The organism is Sorangium sp. So ce426 (assembly GCF_051475585.1).
GTDB lineage: Bacteria > Myxococcota_A > Polyangia > Polyangiales > Polyangiaceae > Sorangium > Sorangium cellulosum_B.
On sequence record NZ_CP150341.1, the window covers coordinates 9078045 to 9098500 of the forward strand.

Sequence of the window (20456 nt, forward strand, 5' to 3'; positions counted from 1 at the left end):
TGCTCGCGGTGCGAAGCGCGTTCGGCGGGCCACCGCCGGATGTTCCGCAGCCCCGTCTTGGTGCCAGCCGAGACGGGGCGTTTTCGTCTAAGGTCCTCTGATTATAGCGGTTTTGCCGAGGAAAACCGCTCGGAAGGGCGCGGGGGAGATGCCGGCAGGACGGGGTATGTCACAGCCGCGGTGGCGCGTTGCGCTGGGACCGCAGAGGTCTAGGTCGCATCGGACGAGACCCCGAGCTCCGCCCGTGCCAGATCGATTAGCCTATTGCACGACTCTATGGCACGGTCCAAAGACTCGACGTCTGATCTCTTGTCAAAGTCCGCCCTGGCACGCATTAAACTCGGTGGGTACTCATGAAGAATCTTTAGAGCTTCTTTAGAGAAGAAGTGCTGCCGGCTTCTCACCGCATAAATGAACTCATAGATTTTCTGCATCGAATCTTTGTGATCGTCTATGTGATTAGACCTGGCGTTGATGACGGTACGCAACAGCGGCTCGCCGATATCGACCAGATATAGCAGTGCCTCCACCTTCTTCGCCGCAGCCTGTCTCCGCACCTCAGCAGCCAATAAAAGCGATGCCTTAAACGATTCGAGCTGCTGAGCCGTGTGGGCGCGCTCGCGTTCCACGTCGCGAGCAAAACGCTGCTTGTCTTCTTCTAGTTCGCGGGAGAACTGCGCTTTGAGGCGCTCCATGGACTCGGCATAACCGGCCTGAATGCGCGCTTTCTCTACTTCGAGATCCTTTGTAAAACTCTGGCGTGTCGCTTCGAGGTCTCTCGCGAACTGCGCCTTGGATGCTTCGAGCTTCAGAGCGAGCTCGCCTTGGAGGTTGGCGATCTCGCGTTTCCCAGCCTGCTCGACAGCAACTGCGATCGCCGACTTGCTCATGTACAGCAGCAGCGCAGTCACGCCGCCGCCGCCCAAGAAAAACAGGATCACCAGACTAGCTTCTCGCAGTACGGCTTCCATCGGCGCGGACCCTAGCACCCAACTTCGTGGCTGGCAGGACGTTCGTCCTCTGGGCCGCGGATCGGTTGCGCGGTGCGCGTCACGCTCGGCGCCGTGCCGGGACGCCCGCCCCCACCACGTCAGAGCCATGCCACAGCCGCGGGCTCCTCCGGTTGGTCAGCTGCCGCCGGCTGCGCCTGTCGCCCCCCACTGCGCGCGGCCGCGCCATCGGAACCGGAGCCCCCGCCGCCAGCGCCGCAGCCGAGACGGATGGTGCAGTTGAATTTATTCGTCGATGCCGCGCCGAGCCAGGAGCACTCAGGGCCGACCTATAGGCTCCCAGTAGACGAGCGAACCAAGACGCATCGCGTCAAATTGGGTTGGGCGCGCGGAGGCCATTGGTAGCGCTGATAGCTAGAATGCTATCTTAGGCAAGTGTTGTGCCACGTAGACGATGGCTACTCATTGGTCTACCATGGTGGCCTTTGCTCACCGGATGATCAGTTGGCACTTGCGCCGACGGACAGATCGAGCCAATCATTGGACCAGGATGGACATCCGAAAGCGACTGGAGCACGAGCGCGAGGTGCGGCGCGTCGAGCGGGAGATGGCTGAGTGCCTGCTCCGCTTTGACAAGGCCACCAGCCAACGCATCGTAGGCGGCCTAGAGCTGGTGGTTGAGCAGATGCCCGATACGCCGCACGGGGTTGTGGACACCGCGAAGCGGGTCGCAGAAGAGGCGCCGCTGCCACCCGCGATGCCGCCGGCTGCGCCGGCGTTTAACGCGGCCGCCTCGCACCAGCCTCCGGCGCCCGTCGCGTCTGGACCTGGGCGCCCTCCGCCTGGCGGTCCGGGGCCCGGAGCGCTCACGAAAGCGTTTGCGCTTGCGCAGGCGATCGATGCGGGGCCCACGAACAGGATTACGCAGGTCCTGCGCACCGCTTCATCGCGGCAGATGACCGCAAACCAAATCCTGGACGCGCTGAAAGCGCTCTATCCGGCTATCAAGCACGACTACGTCCAGCAGGTTCTCAGCCGGTCCGCGAAGCGCGGCGGTCCTTTCGGTCGCGCGCGCAAGGACCCCGAGACGGACATGTGGCTGTACTTCCTCCGGTCGGAACCGCCTCAGGGCGTGAACCCATCGGTGACGGACGAGCCCTCTGACCAGGAGGACGACGTGTAGGACCAGGACAGCGCCGCTGGACCAAGCCGTCCGAAAGAGCGAAGGCCCCAAGGTGGCAGCCGAGGAGCCTTCAATGCTGCTTTCTTCGTGCTGTTCCGCGTAGTGACGGACCAACGACTCGAAGCAGACCCAGGGCGTAGGGATACGGCTTCCCTGCGACCGAGTCAAGGTCCTCCTACGCGGAACTGGCGGGATCTACGCATGTTTTGGCTGTTGGAGATCTTTGACAATGAAAAAATCCCCGAAGCGCGGCAAGAAGTCGCGCGTTCGGCACGAGGGGCGTCGCCCCATGCCGGACAAGTCGGCGAAGCCGCGGCAGCCGCCGAGGCGGAGACCGACCCCGCGCCTGCTCCGCTAAGCCGTCGGCTCAGCGCCAGGAACCGAGCGGGGGCACGCAGGGGAGGCGGCAGCGGCGCCACGGCTCAGGCCGGCGGCGCCGTTCGTCGTTTTGTGGATCGGTGCTCCTCATCGCCGCCTTCGGAGCCTGCGAGCGAGGCGAGCGCGCGCGAGCCGCAGGCGACTGCCAGCCGTGCCGAGCGGGATGCGGAGGATGCTGGCGATCTCGGTGCCGCCGTGGCCGAGCGCGGCGAGGACGAGCACCTCGCGAGCCCAGAGCGGCATCCCGGCGATCGCCATCAGCGCCGTACCGGCGTCGATGCGCTCGCCGACGTGCCCGGGGTCCACGCGCTCCTCGCCCGTGGCTGCCCAGGGGTCGAAGACGGGCACCTCGCGGCGTCGGAAGGCGCGCTCGTGGTAATGCGTGCAGTGGAAGCGGCACACGCCGAACAGCCAGCGCTTGAGCGCGTCGAGAGGCTCGCGCGTGCGGTCGGGTCGGTAGCGCCCGGCCTGCGAGCTCATCCACGCCCCGAGCACCACGTCCTGAACCACGTCGTCGAGGTCGACGGCGCGCACGCCGAGACCACGCAGGGCGCTGCGGATCAGCGGTTCCTGCGCGGCGATCTCGACGATGGTCAGGACGCGAGCGGGGCCAGCATGCGGGCCCCATGCGCTCATGGGGCACCCCGGCGCGCGCCGCAGTGCTCGCACTTGTCGGCTGCGACGGGGCGGCCGAGCAGGCGCTCGATGGTGAGGCCGGCAGCACGCGCGGCGCGCATGGCGCTGCCGTGCGAGCCGGCGCTCTCGCCCGTGGCGATGGCGCGGAGCGTGCGGACCTTCATGCCCGCCACTTCGGCCAAGCAGGACCACGAGCCGTACAAGGCCCGGAGGTTGCGGAGCGCGGCGCGCAGCCGCATCCGCTCGGTGTCGGTCAGGGAACGGGTGACGAAGTTGCAGCGGCGGCGCGCGGGCGCACCTTCGCCTTCTTGCTCGCCCGAAGGCGAACGGACTACGGTCAGCATCGTCGGGACCTCGCGCTACGTGTGAGGTGTCGGCCACGCGGCCCGGGGTGCTGGAACACCCGCGGGCCGCACCTACTTCGGGGCCGAAGCTTAGCGACGACGTCCGTGCATCTGGCCAAACTTGGCCAGAATCACCCAACCTTAGCCACTACCCGTTTCCGTTGCCCGCAGGGCTGCCGGCTGCCTCCCCCAGACCGTTTCCGTTGCCCGCAGGGCTGCCGGCTGCCTCCCCCAGACCGTTTCCGTTGCCCGCAGGGCTGCCGGCTGCCTCCCCCCAGACCGTTCCCGTTGCCCGCAGGGGCTGCCGGCTGGCCTCCTCCAGACTCGACCGATCCGCCGAGCGACAGGTTCTTACAGCTCTACCCGGCGCGAAGCGGGCGCGTGTGACCACCGGAACGGAAAGATAGGGGGACAGCACGGGCAAATCCAGCGGAGCGGCCCGCTCCAGCATGGTCCCGCGGAGCTCGCACGAGCGCGGCCCAGGGGCCCTGGGGTTGACAGCGGTCCCCAGTTGGCCTCCGATGGGAGCGGAATCGAGTCAGGGAGCTCATGTCGAAGCTGCGCGTGATGAACGATGATCACCCGGATGCCGCGGGGAAGCACCTCGCTGACGCCACGGCGCTTCTCGACGCGGGCCGCCATGACGGCACCGGCTACCTGAGCGGTTACGTCGTCGAGTGTGCCCTAAAGTCGGTCATTCTCCACGACAGGAGCTTCGATCCAGCGACCGGCAGCCACGACGCCACGAAGCTGGCAAGCTGGCACAAGATGCTAAGCACGAAGCAACATGGTGGACACGACCTGCGGAAGCTCGCGACAACCCTCGTAGGGCCGGAGGGGGCTCGATACCTGCCGGATCTCCCCCCGACGGCGGCGGTCTTCGGGTGGAGCGAGGTCTTGCGGTACGCGCCGTCCGGCACCGTGACGCCGGAACGAGGACGCTCGTATCACGAGTGGGCCGGCGTGGCCTACACCTGCTCAGTCCTCGCGATGCGCGCGGATGGAGTCATCTGACGATGCGGCGAATCCATCTCGACGAAGCACGATCGTCCGCGGTGGAGGTCATGCGGGACCTCCACGCTGCTGGGCTTGGCATCGAGCGTGCTGTGATCGTTGATGACCTGTTCGGTCGCGTGCGCGTCGTCGTCTGGCCGGACGTCACCGGAGACGACGCCGCGCTGCGCGCCAGCGTGGATGAGAGGCTCCGACAGGCCTGCGCGCAGTACTGGACAGGCGACGTATGGCTCGCCGGGACGTCGGCGCCGCCGGAGGACCGGCTGCTCTATGACACCGCGTGGGCGGAGGGCGTCTCCGTCGTGCCGTCCGACGCGCTGCGCCTGAATGATCGGCATCGCAGCCGGACCGCGTGGTTCCTGCCAATCGAGAAGAGTCAGCCCATATGGTCTGCCTCCGAGGGGCCTCCCGTCATCGTGTTTCACTCCTTCAAAGGTGGCGTCGGGAGGACGACCGCGCTCGCGGCGTACGCCATCGCGCGCGCCCGCGCGGGTGAACGTGTCGCCGTTGTCGATTTCGATCTCGACGCGCCCGGGGTCGGCCGGCTACTCGACGCGGACGGCCAGGGGACGACTGCGCGATGGGGAGTGGTCGACTTCCTCCTCGAAGCGAAAGACGATCTCCCCCTCAGCGACTATCGCCATGTCTGCGCGCGCGAGGGCGTGACCGGCGAAGGTAGGATCGAGGTCTATCCGGCTGGCATGCTCGATGACGCCTACCTGACGAAGCTTTCGCGCATCGATCTAGAGGCGGGGGCCGACCTGTCACGGCACCCGCTCTTTCGTTTGTTGCAGCGAATCCGAGAGGACGAGCAGCGACCCTCCGCGATCCTGATCGACGGCCGCGCCGGCCTCTCGCCCGCGGCGGGTCTGCTGCTCTCGGGTTTCGCGCACCTCCACGTGCTGTTCGCGACGACGAGCGCCCAGAGCCTCGCCGGCCTCTCGCGGATCGTGCGGCGCCTCGGCTTCGAGCAGGCACGCCGCGGCCTGCCGCAAGTGGAGTGCGTGATCGTCCAGGCGATGGTGCCCGACAATGCCGAGGTTGGGGCGATCGCCGAGGCGAGCTTCGCGGCGGACGTAGAGAAGACGTTCCGCGAGGAGTACTATGCGAAGCAGGCGGATGAAGAGGACCGGCTCTGGTCGCTCGACGACCTCGCGAGCAGCGTCGCCCCGCACGTCCCTGTTCCGATCTCGTACCGCGGCAAGCTGGCGTTCTTCGAGACCATCGATCAGATCGCCGACGTGCTCGCCAAGGAGTCCGATTACGAGAAGCTGTGCAAGCGCCTGGACGGCCGGCTCGCGCCCCCCCGCACTGAAGACGCCTGATGCCGAACCTCACGAAGTCCTCGCGTGCTGCGCTTCTTGCGTCGCTGAGCCTGAACGCCGGCCAGGCGGAGGTGTCCGACCCGCGCGTAATCTTGCCCATCGCCGAGCACGCGCGGGCACTTGAGCCCGAGGTCGTCCTGATCGTCGGCGATCGCGGGGCGGGAAAGACGCAGCTCGTCCGCGCGCTGGAGGACGAGAGCGTCCGTGCAGCGCTCGTCCGGCGCATCCCAGGGCTCCGCGCCCCGGTCGGGCACGTCGAGTGGCGCACCGTCCAGACGCTCGGGAGAGGCGGCCCCATTCAGCCGGCATGGCGTAGCTTCGCGCGCGCACACGGCCGCGAACGCGACGATGTCGTCGGAGTCTGGCTCGCCTACCTCGTCCGCCTGCTCAGCGACCACTTGGACGATACATCTCGCGTGGCCATGCAGGACCTCCTGATGGCCCCCGGTGTCGACGCGGCGGCATGTCTCGACGCGTACCGGCCGCACGCGCTCGCCGCCGCTGCGGCGCTGGACGCGCTCGATGAGCGGCTCGCGAAGGAGGGCCGCTGGATCTTCGTCGCCTACGACGAGCTCGATACGCTCGTGCTGGACGACTGGCACGCCCTTGGCGTCCTCGTGCGCGGGCTCGTGAGCCTGTGGGCTGCCTATGCCCGTCGCTGGCGGCGCATCCGACCGAAGGTCTTTCTCCGGTCGGATTTCTATCGACATCACCGTGAGATCGCGGGAGCGGACGTCGCGAAGCTTGCGGCGAACCGGGTCGAGCTTCAGTGGAGCGACAAGAATCTCTACGCGGCTCTCATCAAACACATCCTGAACAAGCGCGACGGGAATGGCGAGGAGCGGCTGTACGAGCACTTCGCGCCCGTCGTCCCGGTGGTGGACGACGATGTGCTCGGCCATCTGCCGGCGCTGATCGACGCTCGCGACGCGAGGCTGTTCGTCAACCGTCTCGTGTCGGAGTTCATGGGTGCGAACAACAAGAAAGGGCTCGCGTTCACCTGGATTCTCGATCACCTGCGCGATGGCAACGGACGGGCGCTGCCGCGCACGCTCGTGTGGCTCATCGAGTTCGCGGCGGAGATCGAGCGTGCCCAGCCGCGCGCCGTCGGGAGCCACCTGCTCCACCACGTGTCGGTCCGCAATGCGCTCGATCGCGTGTCCGAACAGTACGTCGAGCAGGCGCAGACGCATGAATTCGCGTGGCTTGCTGGCCTTGGTGAGCGCCTGCAGCGAGATCGGGAAGTGCCGTGGAACCGGCGAGAACTCATGAAGCTCGTCGGACACCAGTTCGACCGGACCTGGGGCGCCTCAGCGCAGGAGATCCGACCGCCGGGGCAGGACCCAGAGGAGGTGATCCAGAGCCTCGTCGACCTGGGAGTGCTTCGCCAGCGCCCGGACGCGAGCTTCGACGTGCCAGATCTTTACCTCAAGGGGCTCGGCCTGATACGGCGGGGGGGCGTCGCGAAGGACTGACGCATCGGCCTCGCAGGACGAGCGGTCCCCTTTCAAGAGAGCCCGCTCCCCGCGGCCGGTCGTCCGCCGACGCGACCGTGAGGTGCTGGCCCGAGCTCGTCCGGCGCGGCATGTCCCGCTCCACGAGCGCGCTCTCCCGGAGCTCGACCCCCGCTGCGCGGTCGGCCGCGCGCAGCGCGTCCAGCACCTGCCGACCGCCTTGCGATCAAACCCCGCCTCGCGCGCCACGTGACGCGCGACGGGCAGGGATGAGTGGTTTGGTCAGCGTCGCCCGGCTCGCCGCGCTCAACCGAGCGACTGCAAGATCGAGCTGAATCCGTTCTGGCCGTGGCGGCTGCCCTGCGGGGACAGCCACGCTTCGTAGGTGTCGCCGCTCGGCGAACGGAGCTGGATGAACTCGAGGCTCACGAGAGGGTTGAAGGGGTTGCCGGGGCGGGGGCCGATGTCTTGGCCGGGATACGTCGCGTCCTGGTTGAAGGCGCGGGTGCCCTGATCGAAGGCGGCGAGATGCTTGAAGTTGCCGCGTTTGCCGAAGTCGCTGTACTCGCGAGAGACGAGGACGCGGCCGCGGTTGGTGAGGCCGACGTGAACGTTGGGAACGTAGGTGGAGACGCCGATCACGGCGGCAGATGCGGCGTTGAGGACTCCGCCGGCGATGCGGCGAGCCGTGCCGGCGGGCGCCTGGTACTCGACTCCGCTCCAGTTGCCGATGACGCGCTCGCCGGGCTGGAGCTCGTAATACTGGGCGTAGAAGTCGCTGAATTTTTGCTCGATCTCCTCCGGGGTCATGTTGGCGGCATCGGCCAACGCCTTCTTGCGGGCGTACATCGAGTACGCGAAAACGGCCGCCATGAACACGAGCGGGATCAAGTAATACATCTGCATGAACAACTCCTCCAAGAGAACCCACGCTCCACGCTGGAGCCACCGGAGGCGATGGTTACGCGGCGGCGCACGCCAGGTCAAGGGGGCGCACTTCGCGTGATCGACCAGCGTTCGGACAACCGTCGCATGCCCTCGACGCCTGCCGCCGTCACTGCCTCTTCTATCTGTTGATTCTGGAGCTCCATGGCTTTTCGTTGATCAGCCGGAATCGCCTTGGGCCCGTTCACGTTCCCCGTGACCCGGAGCTCACCCATGGCGCGGTTCGCGCCTGTCGCGTTCGGCGCGAAGAAGATGCCGCGACTTTGCATTAGCAATGCCATGCTCACGCGCTGGTTGACATGGAACACCGTCGGCGGTGGGTGCGGCGATCACCGCGCGAACGAAGTCCGCCCCTGCCCGCCTGACAAGCGAGCGCCGGGAGCCGACACGCCGGCGAGGCGCGCGGGAGCGGCCAAGATGCCCCGGCCGCGGCGCCGGCGCCTCAGCCGCGGCCGCGGGTATGGGCGAGCGCGTAGGCCACGCCGCTCTGCAGCGTGCCGAGCGTCAGCAGGCCGTCGAGCCCGGCGGCGTCGCGGACGAGCAGCTGGGCCGCCGCGGGCCGCACCCCGGTGAGGATCGCCTGGGCGCCGACCAGGCGCAGCGCGCTCGCGGCCCGGGCGAGGATCGCCGCCGGGGCGGCGTCGAGCTGGCGCACGCCGGTGATGTCGAGGATCACCACCTGCGCGCGCGTGCGGACCGAGCCCTCGAGGGCCGTCGCCAGCACCTGCGACGCGCGGGCGTCGTCGAGCACCCCGATCAGCGGCATCACAACGATGCTCTCCGTGATCGGCAGCAGCGGCGCCGCCATGTCCGCCAGGCGCTCCTCCTGGACGCGCAAGATCTCCGCCTGCGCCGCCGACCGCTCGCGCTCGGCCCGCTCGCGCTCGCCGATCTCGCGGCGCGTCTGCGCGTGGGCCTCGCGCAGCGCCTCGCCCTGGCGCACCAGGTCAGAGTTGACCGCCTGGAGCTGCGCGAGCGCGGTCTGCAGCTCGTGTGTGCGCGCCTCGACCTGCTGCTCGAGCTGCCCGCGGGCCTGCTGCACGCTGGCGTACAGCCGGGCGTTCTCGATCGCCACCGCCGCCTGCGCCGACAGCAGCTGCAGCAGCTCGACGCGCTCGGGCGCGAAGGCGTCGCTGGTCGCGTTGTTCTCGACGTAGAGGATCCCCGACAGCCGGCCCTGGAGGAGCAGCGGCAGGCACAGCACCGAGCGCGGGCGCTGGCCGGCGACGTAGGGGTCGCGGGCGAAGCGGGGCTCGGCGCCGGCGTCGCCGAGCAGCACGCCCTCGCGGCTGCGGGCGACGTAGCGGACCACCGAGGTCGCCAGGGTGGCGTCGTCGCGCATCGGCTGGTCGAGGCCGACGCGGACCTCGTCGGGCGCGGTGCGCATCTCGGCGGCGATCGACAGGTCCTCGCCCTGCGGCACGAGCAGGAAGCCGCGCTGGGCGCCGGCGCGGAGCATGACGATCCGCATCAGGCGGTCGAGCAGCCGGTCGAGCACCAGCTCGCCGGCGACCGCCTGGGCGGCGTGCATCAGGCCCTCGAGGTCGAGCGAGCCGCCTCCGAGCCTGCGGGTGGTGGTCGTCGAGCGGCCCGTGCTGTGGCCGGCGCGCGCGGGCGCGGGCGGGGCGAGCAGGTCGGCGCGGGTGAGCTGCAGCTGGCTCGCCTTGGCGGCAGCACCCCAGCGGGCGAAGCCGACGTGGGCGTCCTGCAGGTAGGCGCCGGCCAGCGCGCGACGGTTGCGGCGCAGGTAGAGCCGCGCCGCGCACTCGCTCGCCAGCGCCGCGTGGAGCACGAACCCGCGCGCCTGCGCCTCGGTGATCGCCTGCTCGTAGCCCGCGATCGCCGAGGCGTCGCGGCCGGCCAGGCGCGCCGCCTCGGCGTCGAGCAGGTGCTGGAGCGCCGCGAACTGCGACGGGTTGCTCGTCGACCACGGCCGCAGGGCCGCGCGCTCGCGCTCGAGCCGTCGCGCCAGCGCCTCGCGCTCCGCCTCGCCGGCCGCGTCCCAGCGGGCCGCGGCGACCAGGCCCGAATAGGCGTACTGCTCGGGCGAGTACATGTGCCCGGCCCCGGCGCCGCTCTCGTGCAGCTCGCGGGCGCGGACGGCGAGCTCGAGCCCGCGCTCGTGCTCGCCGTACAGGTAGGCGAGGCGCAGCTTGCTGACCGCGTAGAGCCACGGCACGAGCCCCCCGGACGGCATGTGGGCGACGAACGCGCCCTCATCGAAGCCGTCACCGTCGAGGGCGCTCGTCGCCGACTCGCCCATCAAGTTGACGACCACGCGGCGCATGAACTCGACCACCGCCGTCGACGCGACGTCGCGGGTCTTCCGCAGCAGCGCCGTGACATCGTCGATGCGGGCCTCGGCGCCGCGGATGTCGGCGTCGGCGATCAGCGCCAGCGCGGCCGATTGCAGGCAGTAGAACGACACGTAGGCGAAGTTGCCGACCTCGAGCGCGACGCGCCGCGCCGAATCGCGGTATTCCTCGCCGGCCGAATACGGCTGGCGATAGAACACGACCGACGTGCCGAACAAGAAGTGCACCATGCAGCGGGTGCGCAGGTTGCCGGTGCGCTCGTTGAGCTTGACCCCGAGCTCGCCGAACTCGTAGGCCTTGCCGAGCTCGCCGGTGACGCCGGCGAGCAGGAGGCTGTACACCGCGTAGCTGTAGTCCGACCCGTCGACGTTGCCGTGGCGCAGCGACAGGTTGACCATGTGCAGCACGATCAGGGGGAACAGCGCCGGCCTGCCGACGAACACCGGCCCCGACATCGACGCGAGGAGCCGCATCACGACCTCGACGTCCGGGTCGCGCGCGGGCGGGGCGTCGAGCAGGGCGCCGATCCGCCGCTCGCCGAGGTTCATGTGGGCCGCCACGAACGCGGCCGCGACGGCCTCCTGCAGCGCCGGGCCCTCGTCGGGCAGGCCGAAGCCGTACATCGCCAGCGCCGCGCGCCCGGCCGCGACGACCGCCGCGAAGTCGCCCATCGCCGCGTGCAGGAGGACGCGGAGGTCGTGGACCTGCGCCCGCTCCTCGCGCGAGCGCGCCCGCGCGAGCGCCTCCTCGAACAGCGCGTCGGCCTCGGCGAACGCCCCGCACAGGTACGCGCACTCGGCCAGCTCGACGCGCAGCGCGAACCCGAGCTCGAACCAGCGCGCCCACGGGTCGGCGCCGAGGCACTCGCAGCCGGCCTGGAAGTACTGCCGCGCCGCGTGGTAGGCCGTCGCCGCGCGCGCCCGCCGGCCCGCGCGGAGGTTGAGCCGCGAAAGCTCGAGCCGCTCGTCGCCGTCGATCCGCGGAAGCGCCGCGTCGAGGTGGCCGACGACCTCGAACAGCGCCTCGTCGGGCACGCCCGCCGGGTACGCGTCGCGCAGCAGCCGGCCGACGCGCAGGTGCGTCTCCTCCCGCACCTCGCTCGCCAGCAGCGAGCCGGCGGCCTGCTGCACGCGGTCGTGGAGGAAGCGGTGGAGATCGTCGCCCTCGCCGCCGGCGAGCGGCACGATCAGGCCCTCGCGGACCAGCTCGCCGAGCGCCGCGGTCGCGTCGTCGCCGTCGTCGCCGCCGACGGCCGCGAGCACGCGCCACGAGAAGCGATAGCCGACGCACGCGGCCCGCTGCAGCAGCCGCTGGGCCGCGGGGGTCAGGCGGCGGATCTTGCTGGTGACGAGGGTGACGACGTTGTCGGTGACGTCGCGCGCCTGCACCTGCGCGTCGTTCCACACCCACCGGCGCGCGGCGGGGTCCCAGCGCAGCAGGCCGTCCTCGACGAGCAGCAGCAGGAACTGGCCGATGAAGAACGGGTTGCAGTGGGTCTTCTCGCCGACGATCCGCGCCAGCGCGGCGACCTGCGACCGCTCCATCACCAGCGTGTCCGCCAGCAGCTCCTCGACGTCGGCGAGCGCCAGCGGACCGAGCGGCACGTCGCCGACCTCGACCCCCGCCGCGCGCAGATCGGCGAGCGCGGCCGGCAGCGGGTGCCCGGGGCCGACGTCGTCGTCGCGGCAGGTGCCGAGCACCAGCAGGTGCCTGCACTCGGCGTCGAGCAGCATCTCTTGCAAGAGGCGCAGCGACGCCGGGTCGACCCACTGCAGATCGTCGAACACGAGCACGAGCGGGTGGTCGGCGGCGGCGAAGACCCGCAGCAGGGCGGTGAAGATCAGGTTGAAGCGGTTCTGCGACTCGGCCGGGCCGAGCCGCGGGACTTCGGGCTGCGGGCCGACGATGAGCTCGAGCTCGGGGATCAGATCGGTGAGGAGCTTGCCGCTGCTGCCAAGGGCGGACGCGAGGGCGCGCCGCCACGCATCGAGGGCCTCGGGCGCGGCCGTCAGCAGGGTGCGGCACAGCTCGCGCAGCGCCGTGGCGATCGGGGCGTACGGCGCGCCGCGGTCGTATTGATCGCACTTGGCGGCGACGAAGAACCCGCCGCCGCGGGCGACCGGCGCCGCCAGCGTCTGGACCAGCGCCGACTTGCCGGCGCCGCCGGGCCCGCGCACGAGCAGCAGCGTGCGCGCGCCGGCGGCGACGCCGGCGAAGGTCGCGCGCAGGACGTCGACCTCCTGCTGCCGTCCGTACAGGCGCGGCGGGATCCGCGGGGTCGACGGCCGGTCGGCGCTGCCGAGCGCGAACGGCTCGATCGTCCCCGTCGCCTCCCACGCGGCCGCGCAGCGCTGCAGGTCGGCCCGCAACCCGGCCGCGCTCTGGTAGCGATCCTCGGCCGCCTTGGCGAGCAGCTTCATGAGGATGTCCGACAGCACCGCCGGCACCTTCGGCATCAGCACCGCCGGGGCGACCGGCACGCGCGCGAGCTGGCTGTGGACCAGCGCCATCGCGTCGCCGGCCTCGAACGGCAGCACCCCGGTCACGAGCTCGTAGAGCGTCACGCCGAGCGAGTACAGGTCCGAGCGCGCGTCGACCGGCCGGTTCATCCGCCCGGTCTGCTCGGGCGACATGTACGCCAGGGTGCCCGCCATCCCCGCGCCCGCATCGACGCGCGACGCCTCGTCCTCGCCGCCGGCGATCGCCAGGCTGAAGTCGATCAGCTTCACCTGCCCGGTCGCCGGGTCGTGGACGATGTTGTGCGGCTTGATGTCGCGGTGCAGCAGCGGATAGCGGTGCAGCAGGTCGAGCGTGCCCGCCACCTCGACGCCGATCGCCAGCACCGCCGCGAGGTCGAGGGCGCCGGCGTGGAACAGCACGTCGAGCGAGCGACCGCCGCAGTCCTCGAGCACCAGCGCGAGCTCGTCGCCGATCGTCTCGAGCGCGTGCGCCTTGATCACGCCCGGCAGGTCGAGCGATCGCAGCACCGCGAACTCCCGCCGAAGCGCGCCGTGGATCGCCGGCGCGAGCGGCCCGCCCTTGCCGATCTTGACGACCACGCGGGCGCCGTCGCGGGCGCGGACGGCCCGATGGATCACCACGCCCGCGCCCTCATGCAGCTTCGCGGTGAACGTGTACGCGCCCTGTTCTGCCATGACTGTGCCTCGTGACCCGTCGAGCGTCGCGCCCGGCCGCCGCGCGAGTCATCGATCGCGCCACCGCTTTCGAGCGTACGTCCTGAACGTACGTGACATGGCGCGACCGGGTAAAGCATCCACCTCAGCGCATCGCGCCACCCCGCCGGCTGTCTCGCCGACCCGAGGCCCGTGGATGGAAATCGCAGATTAACGTGGCCGCGCATACTGGCCCAGGACGGCGCGCTCTTCAGCGCGCCAACGCGCCTCTTCGTAGAGAGCGTGGAGCGGTTGTATGAAGAGCGCGCCGTGCGCCGAGGCGCGCTCGGCGCGGCCAAGCGCGGCGCGGTGACCGTCGTGCAACACACGTCCGGCGACCTGCGGCGCAATCCACATCTGGCGTCGCTTTGACTCGATGTATCCTGAAATGAAGGCTTGGCGAATGCGCTTTGCATTGGTTCTCGGTCTAGCCCTCTGCGCAAGCGCGTGCAGCGGCGAACCCGGCGGCACGAGCAACGACGGGCAGCCCCCGCGCTCCGCTGGGACGTTGGGAGGGAGCGAGGTCACGTATCGCAAGATCGACCGCGCCGAATGGGAAGCCACGTGGAACAGTCGGGACATGGTTCGTCTTCGCACGGGCGAAGGCCTGACCCTTTGCTCCTGAGCGGCGCTCGCCCGACGCCAGGCGTCACGAACGAAGCCGTGAACGTCGAAATGGGCCTCTTGCGCGTGCCCTCGCCGAGCGGTGACCGCTGGTACTGCGTCGGCGGAGACAGCTACCAGTTTTCCGATCCCTTTGGCTCCGATGCGCTCGTCGACTTGAGCGGGCTCAGTGCCCTCGAGCGATGGTTGCCCTGAACCTCGAGACGCTCACCGATACCTTGAGGTGTCCAGGAGCGACGAAGGTCGAGGGCTCGCTTCACTTCAGCCCGCCGCCGTGAGAACAGGTCGACCTTCGTCACCTCGACGAGATGGTCGCCCGCAGGGGTGCTGGTCCTGCTGGTGGCGGCGGCGGCGGCGGCGAGCGGTTGCGCCACCCTCCAGGAACGTCCGCCGCAATCCTACGAGACGCGGGCGGCTCACGGCGCGCTGCGCACCCGGCTCAGTAGGGGCGCTGGCCGACGAAGTTGCCGGGAGGATCGTAAGTGCACACCCAGAACTGCCAGGCGCTGACCCCTTCGAACGGTGAGCCGTCCGCACAGCTGGCGATCCCGCAGCCGAGCTGCAGGGAGTCGGCCCAGACCACCTGGGTGTAATGGCCGCACGTGGCGGCGCTGCAGGCGTTGCTCGCGAGGTCGTAGCTGACCGCCTCGCTGATCCACGAGCCGACGACATCCTCGGGGGCGGGTGAGGCGCTGCTCGACGTCGCGAAGAGGTTCTCTCCGTAGCCGTTCGCGCTGTGGCGGAACACACACTTGTCGGCATGGGCCTGAGCCACCGCGGCGAGCTCGAACGACCACGAGAGCGGGGGCAGCGGCGGATCGGCGGGCGGGTCGACCGCGGCGCGCGCCGCGTTGTGGGCCGCCGTCATCCCGACCATCCGCGGCGGCTCGTCGTCGCCCTCGCCGCTCGCCGGGGCGTCGGCGTCGTCGGACGAGCTGCCGCACCCGGCAGCGAGGGCGAGCATCAGGGAGAACAGCGCGAACCCGTGGAGACGTGAGCCGAGCGTATTCACGGAACCATTGTCCTACAGCTCGGCCGCGCGCCGCAACAATTTATTCGATGATGGCTATGTCACCTCACGACAGACCTTGTACCGATAAGCCTACAGCCGTGTGGACGGCGGCGTCCGGGCATGGCGCCGGACGTCGGGATAGCCATTATCCAGCCGGGTGAAAAATCCGGCCATCCTCCGGCTCCTTTTACCTGCGCGCATAGGTCCTTCAAGGCAACGAGGGAACATCCAATGACTCGATCGACACGCATCACGCGAACGGCGCGCGTGTCGACTGCGCCCTCCGGAGAAGCCGTCCCCGAGCTCCGCCCGGAAGCTCCCGTCGAGGGACATGGACGCCGAGATCGACGCGGAGCTCGCGGCGATGAAGAGGCGCGTGGGGAAGAAATAGGGGCCACGCGCGCGGCGTCGGTGAGGCGCGCACCTCGGCGAGCCCGTGCGGCGTGGGCGCGGCATGGGCGCGGCGGCCGAGCTCGAAGGCCGCCGCGAGCCGCGTCGCGTCGAGCAAGCGTTGGTCTCCTTGACAAGGCGGCGCAGCCGTCAGGTACGCTACCTTCCACGATGAGCGGGGCTGGGACGACAGGGTGGGGTCGGAGCTCGAGGCGCTCCCCGCTGCCCCGGCGGTCAGCGGTTAAGGGGGCTGATGACGCCGAGCGGGCCGCGGTCGACGATGTGGATGTCGATCATCGTGGTCCGCCCATCTTGGTGGCCGAGCAGCGTCTGGATCGTCCGGACGTCGATGCCCGCCTCGAACAGGTGGGACGCAAAGCTGTGGCGGAGAGGTCGGCATGTCGCGCGCTTGGCCAGCTCCGCCGCGCGCCCGGCATCGTGCACGGCCCTTTGCGCTGCTTGGTTCTGCGTGGATGCGACGGGGCGGCGTGCGACCGCAAATTCCTCAAGGAAGGCCGTGACCTCTTCCGCGCCCATCTGCCGTGGGGGCTTGCCATTGTGGAAGCGGATGGGCACCCAGCCGTCGGCGCGAATCTTGCGCGACGACACGCCGTCGCCGTCCGAGACCTGGCAGCGGGAACACGTAGGTACGCAGCGGCGGTCTATCTCCGCGATCCCGCGGATAGGCTGCGGAAGGTCGCGGCCTATCTGCGGGATTGCGGAGATAGGCCATGATGGGCCGCGACTTATCCTCGGGAATATGGAGATAGGGCACCACGGCTCGCGGCCTGCATGTGAATTCGTAGGTACGTCATGCATCACAGCCAATTGCGACGTCAGCCATGCCCTTATGAACTACCGCTCTTTGTTCGTTCTGTTGCTCGCGCTCCTCGGCGTCGCGTGTCGTCAGGACAGAGATACGAGTGCCCATACAAGCCCTACGGCTCCGACTCAGGCGCCCACTCCGGACGTCGGCTGCAACTCCCTGCCCGCGGACCATGATGTCGTGTACAAGCGCGGCGTGGATCTGATCAATCCGTACATGACTTTGCACGGCCGAGCGGCGGCCAAGGACGCGGAACGTGCGATGCGCCTGGAGGCCGGCATTGCATGTCTCGATCGGGCGCTGAGCCTCGTCCCGTCAAATTGGGCGGCTCTGTGGGTTCGTGGCAAGGCATTTCAGGCGCTTGATGACCATCTACAGGCGCATGGCTCATTCGCGTCCGCCTACGCTCTTCAGCCCGAGAATCCGGATGTCGGGCGCGAGCTCGTCGTCGAGTGCTTGGAGCTCGGCAAGTCCGGAGATGCAGTTACAATCGCGGACCGCCTCACCAAGCTCGCGCCGCAGGACGCGGGCCTTCGGGCCAATCTCGCGCTGGCGCTACTTCTCGACGGGCAGGTGCAGCGAGCGCGTGGGGTGATCGCGGATGCCCGCAGGCAGGACCCCAAGGACCCGATCTCAAGGGCTCTTGAAGAGCGGATCGACCAAGTGGCCGACGGCTCGAGACGACAACCCAGGACCCTCCGTGAGATTGAACAATGAATGGCAGGTGCCTAGATGGCCAACCCAGTTCTTCTGCTGATGGTGCCTCGTTCCCGAGCGGCGTGGCGTACGTCACGATGGCGTTGCGGAGCACCATCGCCTCTTCCCGGTTGCGCAACCCGAGGATGCCGAGCAGGTCGCGCCCGCTCACCTCGTCGAGCAGCGCGCTGCCTTCGCGCAGGTTTACCTACGCGTTAGCGAGCATTCCTCGGCGCTCTGCGCGACGTAGCTCCCCGTCGCCACCGCAGGCACATCAGGGCGAACGTCGAGAGCAGGCCCACGTGGGGTGTGGAGCTCGGCATCGTGCCGCTGAGGCTACAGCCACCCCCGCTCGGTGCGGATCCCCCGCTCGGTGCGGATGACGAGGAACTGCTGCCGGTCGCGCCGGCGCCTGCCGAAGCAGCGTTGGAGCCCCCCGCTCCGCCGCCGCCAGCGCCCGCTCCGCCGCCGCCAGCGCCCGTAACGCCGCCGCCAGCGCCCGCTCCGCCGCCGCCGGCGCCCGTAACGCCGCCGCCAGCGCCCGCTCCGCCGCCAGCCCCCGTACCGCCGCCGCCCGTAGCCGGGCCACTGCCGCCCTCACCGGTCCCGCACCCGTCTGCCTCTCCTTGAGTGCCCCTGCAGACGCCGCCACTGCAGCTATCCCCCTGCGTGCACGCATCGCCGTCGTCGCACACAGGGCCCGTGAGCTGCGCACAGACTCCATCGAACGCCGCGCCCGCGGCGACCGAGCAGGCATCGCATGGGCCTGCGTCACACGCCGATCCGCAACAGACACCGTCGACGCAGAAGCCGGTTGCGCACTCGGCGGCAGACGCGCAGGCAGCGCCTCCCACGATGAAGCGCTCGGCGCTCGTGGTGCGCCCTTCATCCGGGGTATACGTCGGCAAGACCTGACCGCCCGCGACGAGCACGCTGCCGTCGAGCAGCAGCGTCGCCGAATGGTAGCTGCGCACGGTGGACATGGGCAGCCCGGCCGTCCAGCTGCCGCTCGACGGATCGTAGAGGTGGGTCACGTTCGTGTGCTCCTCGGTGTAGAAACACCCCTGGCTGACGCCGGGACGGCAGTCTTCCCAGAATGCCTCGAACCCTCCGGCGACGAGCACGCGTCCGTCCGGCAAGAGCGTGATCGTCCGCCCCTGGAGGGGCCTGTCCACGTAGCCCCCTTCGCCGAAAGGCTGCCGCAGGATGTGAGGCAGCCCCGGGGCGACGGTCCACGTGTCCGCGGCGGGGTCGTAGACCTCCGCGTTGCGGTCGTTCCAGGAGGTCGCCACCACGAGGACCTTTCCATCATGGAGCAGCGTCGCCTCGTAACCGTCTCCGTGACGAGCGTTCATCGTCGCGGCGGGCGCCCACGTGTCGTCCGCCGGGTCATAGATCGCGGCCTGATTGGCGCCGTGCGCGCCTGGCGACCCCGTGACGAGGACCTTCCCGCTCGGGAGCGGCGTGCTGGTGACACAGCACCCCGCGATGCCCGGCGTGGACCTGGCAGTCCACGTGTCGACGGCAGGCTCGTAGATCTCGGCGCCGGAGGGGCTGAAGGCCAGGACGCTCCCGTCTTGAAGCAAGAGCGGCGCGTGTCCCGATCCCACGCTGGGCATCGACGCCACGGCCGTCCAGGTGCCCGCCGCAGGATCGAAGACCTCCGCCGTGTCGACGAGGGTGGAAGTATTGGCCGAGATCCAGCTCCACCCGCCGGCGACGAGCACCCTGCCGTCCTGCAGCAGCGTGGTCGAATGGCCGCTCCGGTCGTCCGTCATCGTGCCCGCGGGGATGAACGTGTCCGTCGCCGGATCGTAGAGCTCGGCGGAGTCGGCCCTCGGCTCTTCGCCGAAGGCCTTCGGGTCTCCGCCGATGAGGAGGGCCCGGCCGTCCAGGAGGCGAATCGCCTGCTGCCCTGCGCGCGGGCGGTTCATCGATGCTGCCGCGACCCAGCTCGGATCCACGAGCAGCGCCACCCCGGGCGCGGCGTCGACCCACAGGGCGATCGATCCGCCCTCGACGCTGAGCCGCGTGGCGACGGGCCGCCCTCCCGCCGCGTACGCGGCGGGCGCGGACACGCGGACGCGCGCCGCGCCGCTCGCGTCGACCACCTCCACGATGTCGCCGCGCAGCCGCGGCGAGGCCCCGCTGACGCTCCACCGCGCGGCCGGCCGCCCACGCTCGACTCCCGCGCTGAAGAACAGCCACTCTTCATAGCCGTCCTCGGTCGCCGTCCAGAACGACGCGCCCCCCGGCAGCGCATACGCGACGCTGCCCTCCTCGAGCCGCCCCGCGCCGTGCGCGTTCGCCTCGCGGACGTCGATCGCGAGCCCGTCGGCGAAGGCGAAGCGAAGAGCGCCCTCCCCACGCTCCGGGAGCCGCAGCCGGAGCCGGCGCCGCGCCGCCATCCCGGGGAGTTCGAAGCCGCTCCCCGGGATGGCGGCGAAGCGCTCGGCGCCTTCGAGGGCCGCCGCATGCTCGGGGAACGCCTCCCGCAGCGCGGCGTGCGCCTCCGAGCCCCCCTCGCCGGCGCCGGCGCAGCCGGGGCTCGCCCCGAGCGCAGCCAGCAGCAGGAACGCCGGGCCTGCCGCCCCGGCCCTCCGGGTACATGCCCGAGCCCGCGCCTCCCGAGCGCCGCTCGCCGGCTCGTCATGCTCGTGCCTGTCGACGGCTCTTCGCGCGCGCTCCGGCAGACCGGCTCGATCGTGACGCTGGCGGACTCGGTGATGACGCATCGGCATCTCCCGGAAAGTAAACGATGCTCGGCTCGGAGGTTCGCGCCTCGCGACCCAAGGGCGGGTTGCGCTCTGGTTGCGTCCTTGGATGCTCGGAGCAGACGTGGCATTCACGGCGCCGCGCCCCCCCGGCGGTCGGGCGCCTCTCCGGGCGTCGAATTCCTGCGGGGAAGCGGCGAGCACGGGAGTCGTGCAGGGTTCCGCTCGCGTTCCCGGGTAGAACGCGAGCGCCAGGACACAGGGCCATGAGTTCTCGCCCCTCCGCGCTCTCCAGAAAGCCAGCCCATGCGTCCACGCGCGCAGCGTGGCCATACGGTGGGATCGGTGATGCCGCGAGCCCTTCACGGCGGGCGACGCAGCGGCGGAGGGCGCCCTGCGGGGCAAGCGGGTGTCTGATGGGCCAAAACAAAAACGGCTCGCCAGGCGCCGTCCCCGCGGGGCTTGACACGGGCGAAA

Annotated in this window: 16 protein-coding genes and 1 pseudogene; 8 read left to right on the plus strand and 9 right to left on the minus strand. The window is 69.9% G+C overall.

Translation table 11 applies throughout. The features are described from left to right. Positions 1-209 precede the first annotated feature (209 nt). Positions 210-971, minus strand: coding sequence for a hypothetical protein (locus WMF44_RS33890; protein WP_437294185.1), 762 nt, complete (start codon positions 969-971; stop codon positions 210-212). Positions 972-1066: 95 nt separating this feature from the next. Here WMF44_RS33890 and WMF44_RS33895 point away from each other — a divergent pair. Both WMF44_RS33895 and WMF44_RS33900 read left to right on the plus strand, forming a co-directional pair. After that, positions 1067-1247, plus strand: a pseudogene (locus tag WMF44_RS33895) (IS1 family transposase); the annotation flags it as partial. Positions 1248-1500: 253 nt separating this feature from the next. Continuing rightward, positions 1501-2133, plus strand: a complete 633-nt coding sequence (locus tag WMF44_RS33900; protein WP_437294186.1) for a hypothetical protein — start codon at positions 1501-1503, stop codon at positions 2131-2133. Positions 2134-2598: 465 nt separating this feature from the next. On the opposite strand, the gene WMF44_RS33905 is transcribed toward WMF44_RS33900, so the two are convergent. Both WMF44_RS33905 and WMF44_RS33910 read right to left on the minus strand, forming a co-directional pair. Continuing rightward, positions 2599-3147: an RNA polymerase sigma factor gene (locus tag WMF44_RS33905; protein WP_437294187.1), complete on the minus strand. Its 549-nt coding sequence runs from the start codon at positions 3145-3147 to the stop codon at positions 2599-2601. Then, complete coding sequence (locus tag WMF44_RS33910; RefSeq protein WP_437294188.1) at positions 3144-3491, minus strand: transcriptional regulator; 348 nt, start codon at positions 3489-3491, stop codon at positions 3144-3146. The genes WMF44_RS33905 and WMF44_RS33910 overlap by 4 nt, the downstream gene beginning before the upstream one ends. A 567-nt stretch (positions 3492-4058) precedes the next feature. On the opposite strand from WMF44_RS33910, the gene WMF44_RS33915 reads away from it, so the two are divergent. The 3 genes from WMF44_RS33915 to WMF44_RS33925 all read left to right on the plus strand — a co-directional run bounded on the left by WMF44_RS33915 (position 4059) and on the right by WMF44_RS33925 (position 7305). Then, entirely contained in the window at positions 4059-4505 is a 447-nt protein-coding gene (locus tag WMF44_RS33915; protein WP_437294189.1) for a hypothetical protein, read from the plus strand. 92 nt (positions 4506-4597) lie between these two features. Continuing rightward, entirely contained in the window at positions 4598-5830 is a 1233-nt protein-coding gene (locus WMF44_RS33920; protein WP_437294190.1) for a KGGVGR-motif variant AAA ATPase, read from the plus strand. After that, positions 5830-7305 carry a hypothetical protein gene (locus WMF44_RS33925; RefSeq protein ID WP_437294191.1) on the plus strand — a complete coding sequence of 492 codons (1476 nt, stop codon included), beginning with the start codon at positions 5830-5832 and terminating at the stop codon, positions 7303-7305. The genes WMF44_RS33920 and WMF44_RS33925 overlap by 1 nt, the downstream gene beginning before the upstream one ends. Before the next feature lie 285 nt (positions 7306-7590). On the opposite strand, the gene WMF44_RS33930 is transcribed toward WMF44_RS33925, so the two are convergent. From WMF44_RS33930 to WMF44_RS33940, 3 genes are all read right to left on the minus strand, one after another. Beyond that, entirely contained in the window at positions 7591-8190 is a 600-nt protein-coding gene (locus tag WMF44_RS33930; RefSeq protein ID WP_437294192.1) for a hypothetical protein, read from the minus strand. A 77-nt stretch (positions 8191-8267) separates the two neighbouring features. After that, positions 8268-8537 (minus strand): hypothetical protein, encoded by a 270-nt coding sequence (locus WMF44_RS33935; RefSeq protein ID WP_437294193.1) that lies wholly within the window; start codon positions 8535-8537, stop codon positions 8268-8270. Between the two features lie 134 nt (positions 8538-8671). Then, a complete protein-coding gene (locus WMF44_RS33940) occupies positions 8672-13699 on the minus strand; it encodes an AAA family ATPase (RefSeq protein WP_437294194.1) in 5028 nt (1675 codons plus the stop codon). Between the two features lie 171 nt (positions 13700-13870). Between WMF44_RS33940 and WMF44_RS33945 the strand changes: the two genes are divergently transcribed. Continuing rightward, entirely contained in the window at positions 13871-14089 is a 219-nt protein-coding gene (locus WMF44_RS33945) for a hypothetical protein (RefSeq protein WP_437294195.1), read from the plus strand. Between the two features lie 291 nt (positions 14090-14380). Further along, positions 14381-14536: a hypothetical protein gene (locus WMF44_RS33950; protein WP_437294196.1), complete on the plus strand. Its 156-nt coding sequence runs from the start codon at positions 14381-14383 to the stop codon at positions 14534-14536. Between the two features lie 244 nt (positions 14537-14780). On the opposite strand, the gene WMF44_RS33955 is transcribed toward WMF44_RS33950, so the two are convergent. Together WMF44_RS33955 and WMF44_RS33960 are read right to left on the minus strand one after the other, a co-directional pair. Continuing rightward, positions 14781-15353 (minus strand): CAP domain-containing protein, encoded by a 573-nt coding sequence (locus WMF44_RS33955; RefSeq protein ID WP_437294197.1) that lies wholly within the window; start codon positions 15351-15353, stop codon positions 14781-14783. 624 nt (positions 15354-15977) lie between these two features. Next, positions 15978-16352 carry a tyrosine-type recombinase/integrase gene (locus tag WMF44_RS33960; RefSeq protein WP_437294198.1) on the minus strand — a complete coding sequence of 125 codons (375 nt, stop codon included), beginning with the start codon at positions 16350-16352 and terminating at the stop codon, positions 15978-15980. Positions 16353-16764: 412 nt separating this feature from the next. Between WMF44_RS33960 and WMF44_RS33965 the strand changes: the two genes are divergently transcribed. Next, a complete protein-coding gene (locus WMF44_RS33965; RefSeq protein WP_437294199.1) occupies positions 16765-17286 on the plus strand; it encodes a tetratricopeptide repeat protein in 522 nt (173 codons plus the stop codon). A gap of 194 nt (positions 17287-17480) precedes the next feature. Here WMF44_RS33965 and WMF44_RS33970 read toward each other — a convergent pair whose 3' ends face one another. Next, positions 17481-20000 carry a Kelch repeat-containing protein gene (locus tag WMF44_RS33970; protein WP_437294200.1) on the minus strand — a complete coding sequence of 840 codons (2520 nt, stop codon included), beginning with the start codon at positions 19998-20000 and terminating at the stop codon, positions 17481-17483. Positions 20001-20456: the final 456 nt, after the last annotated feature.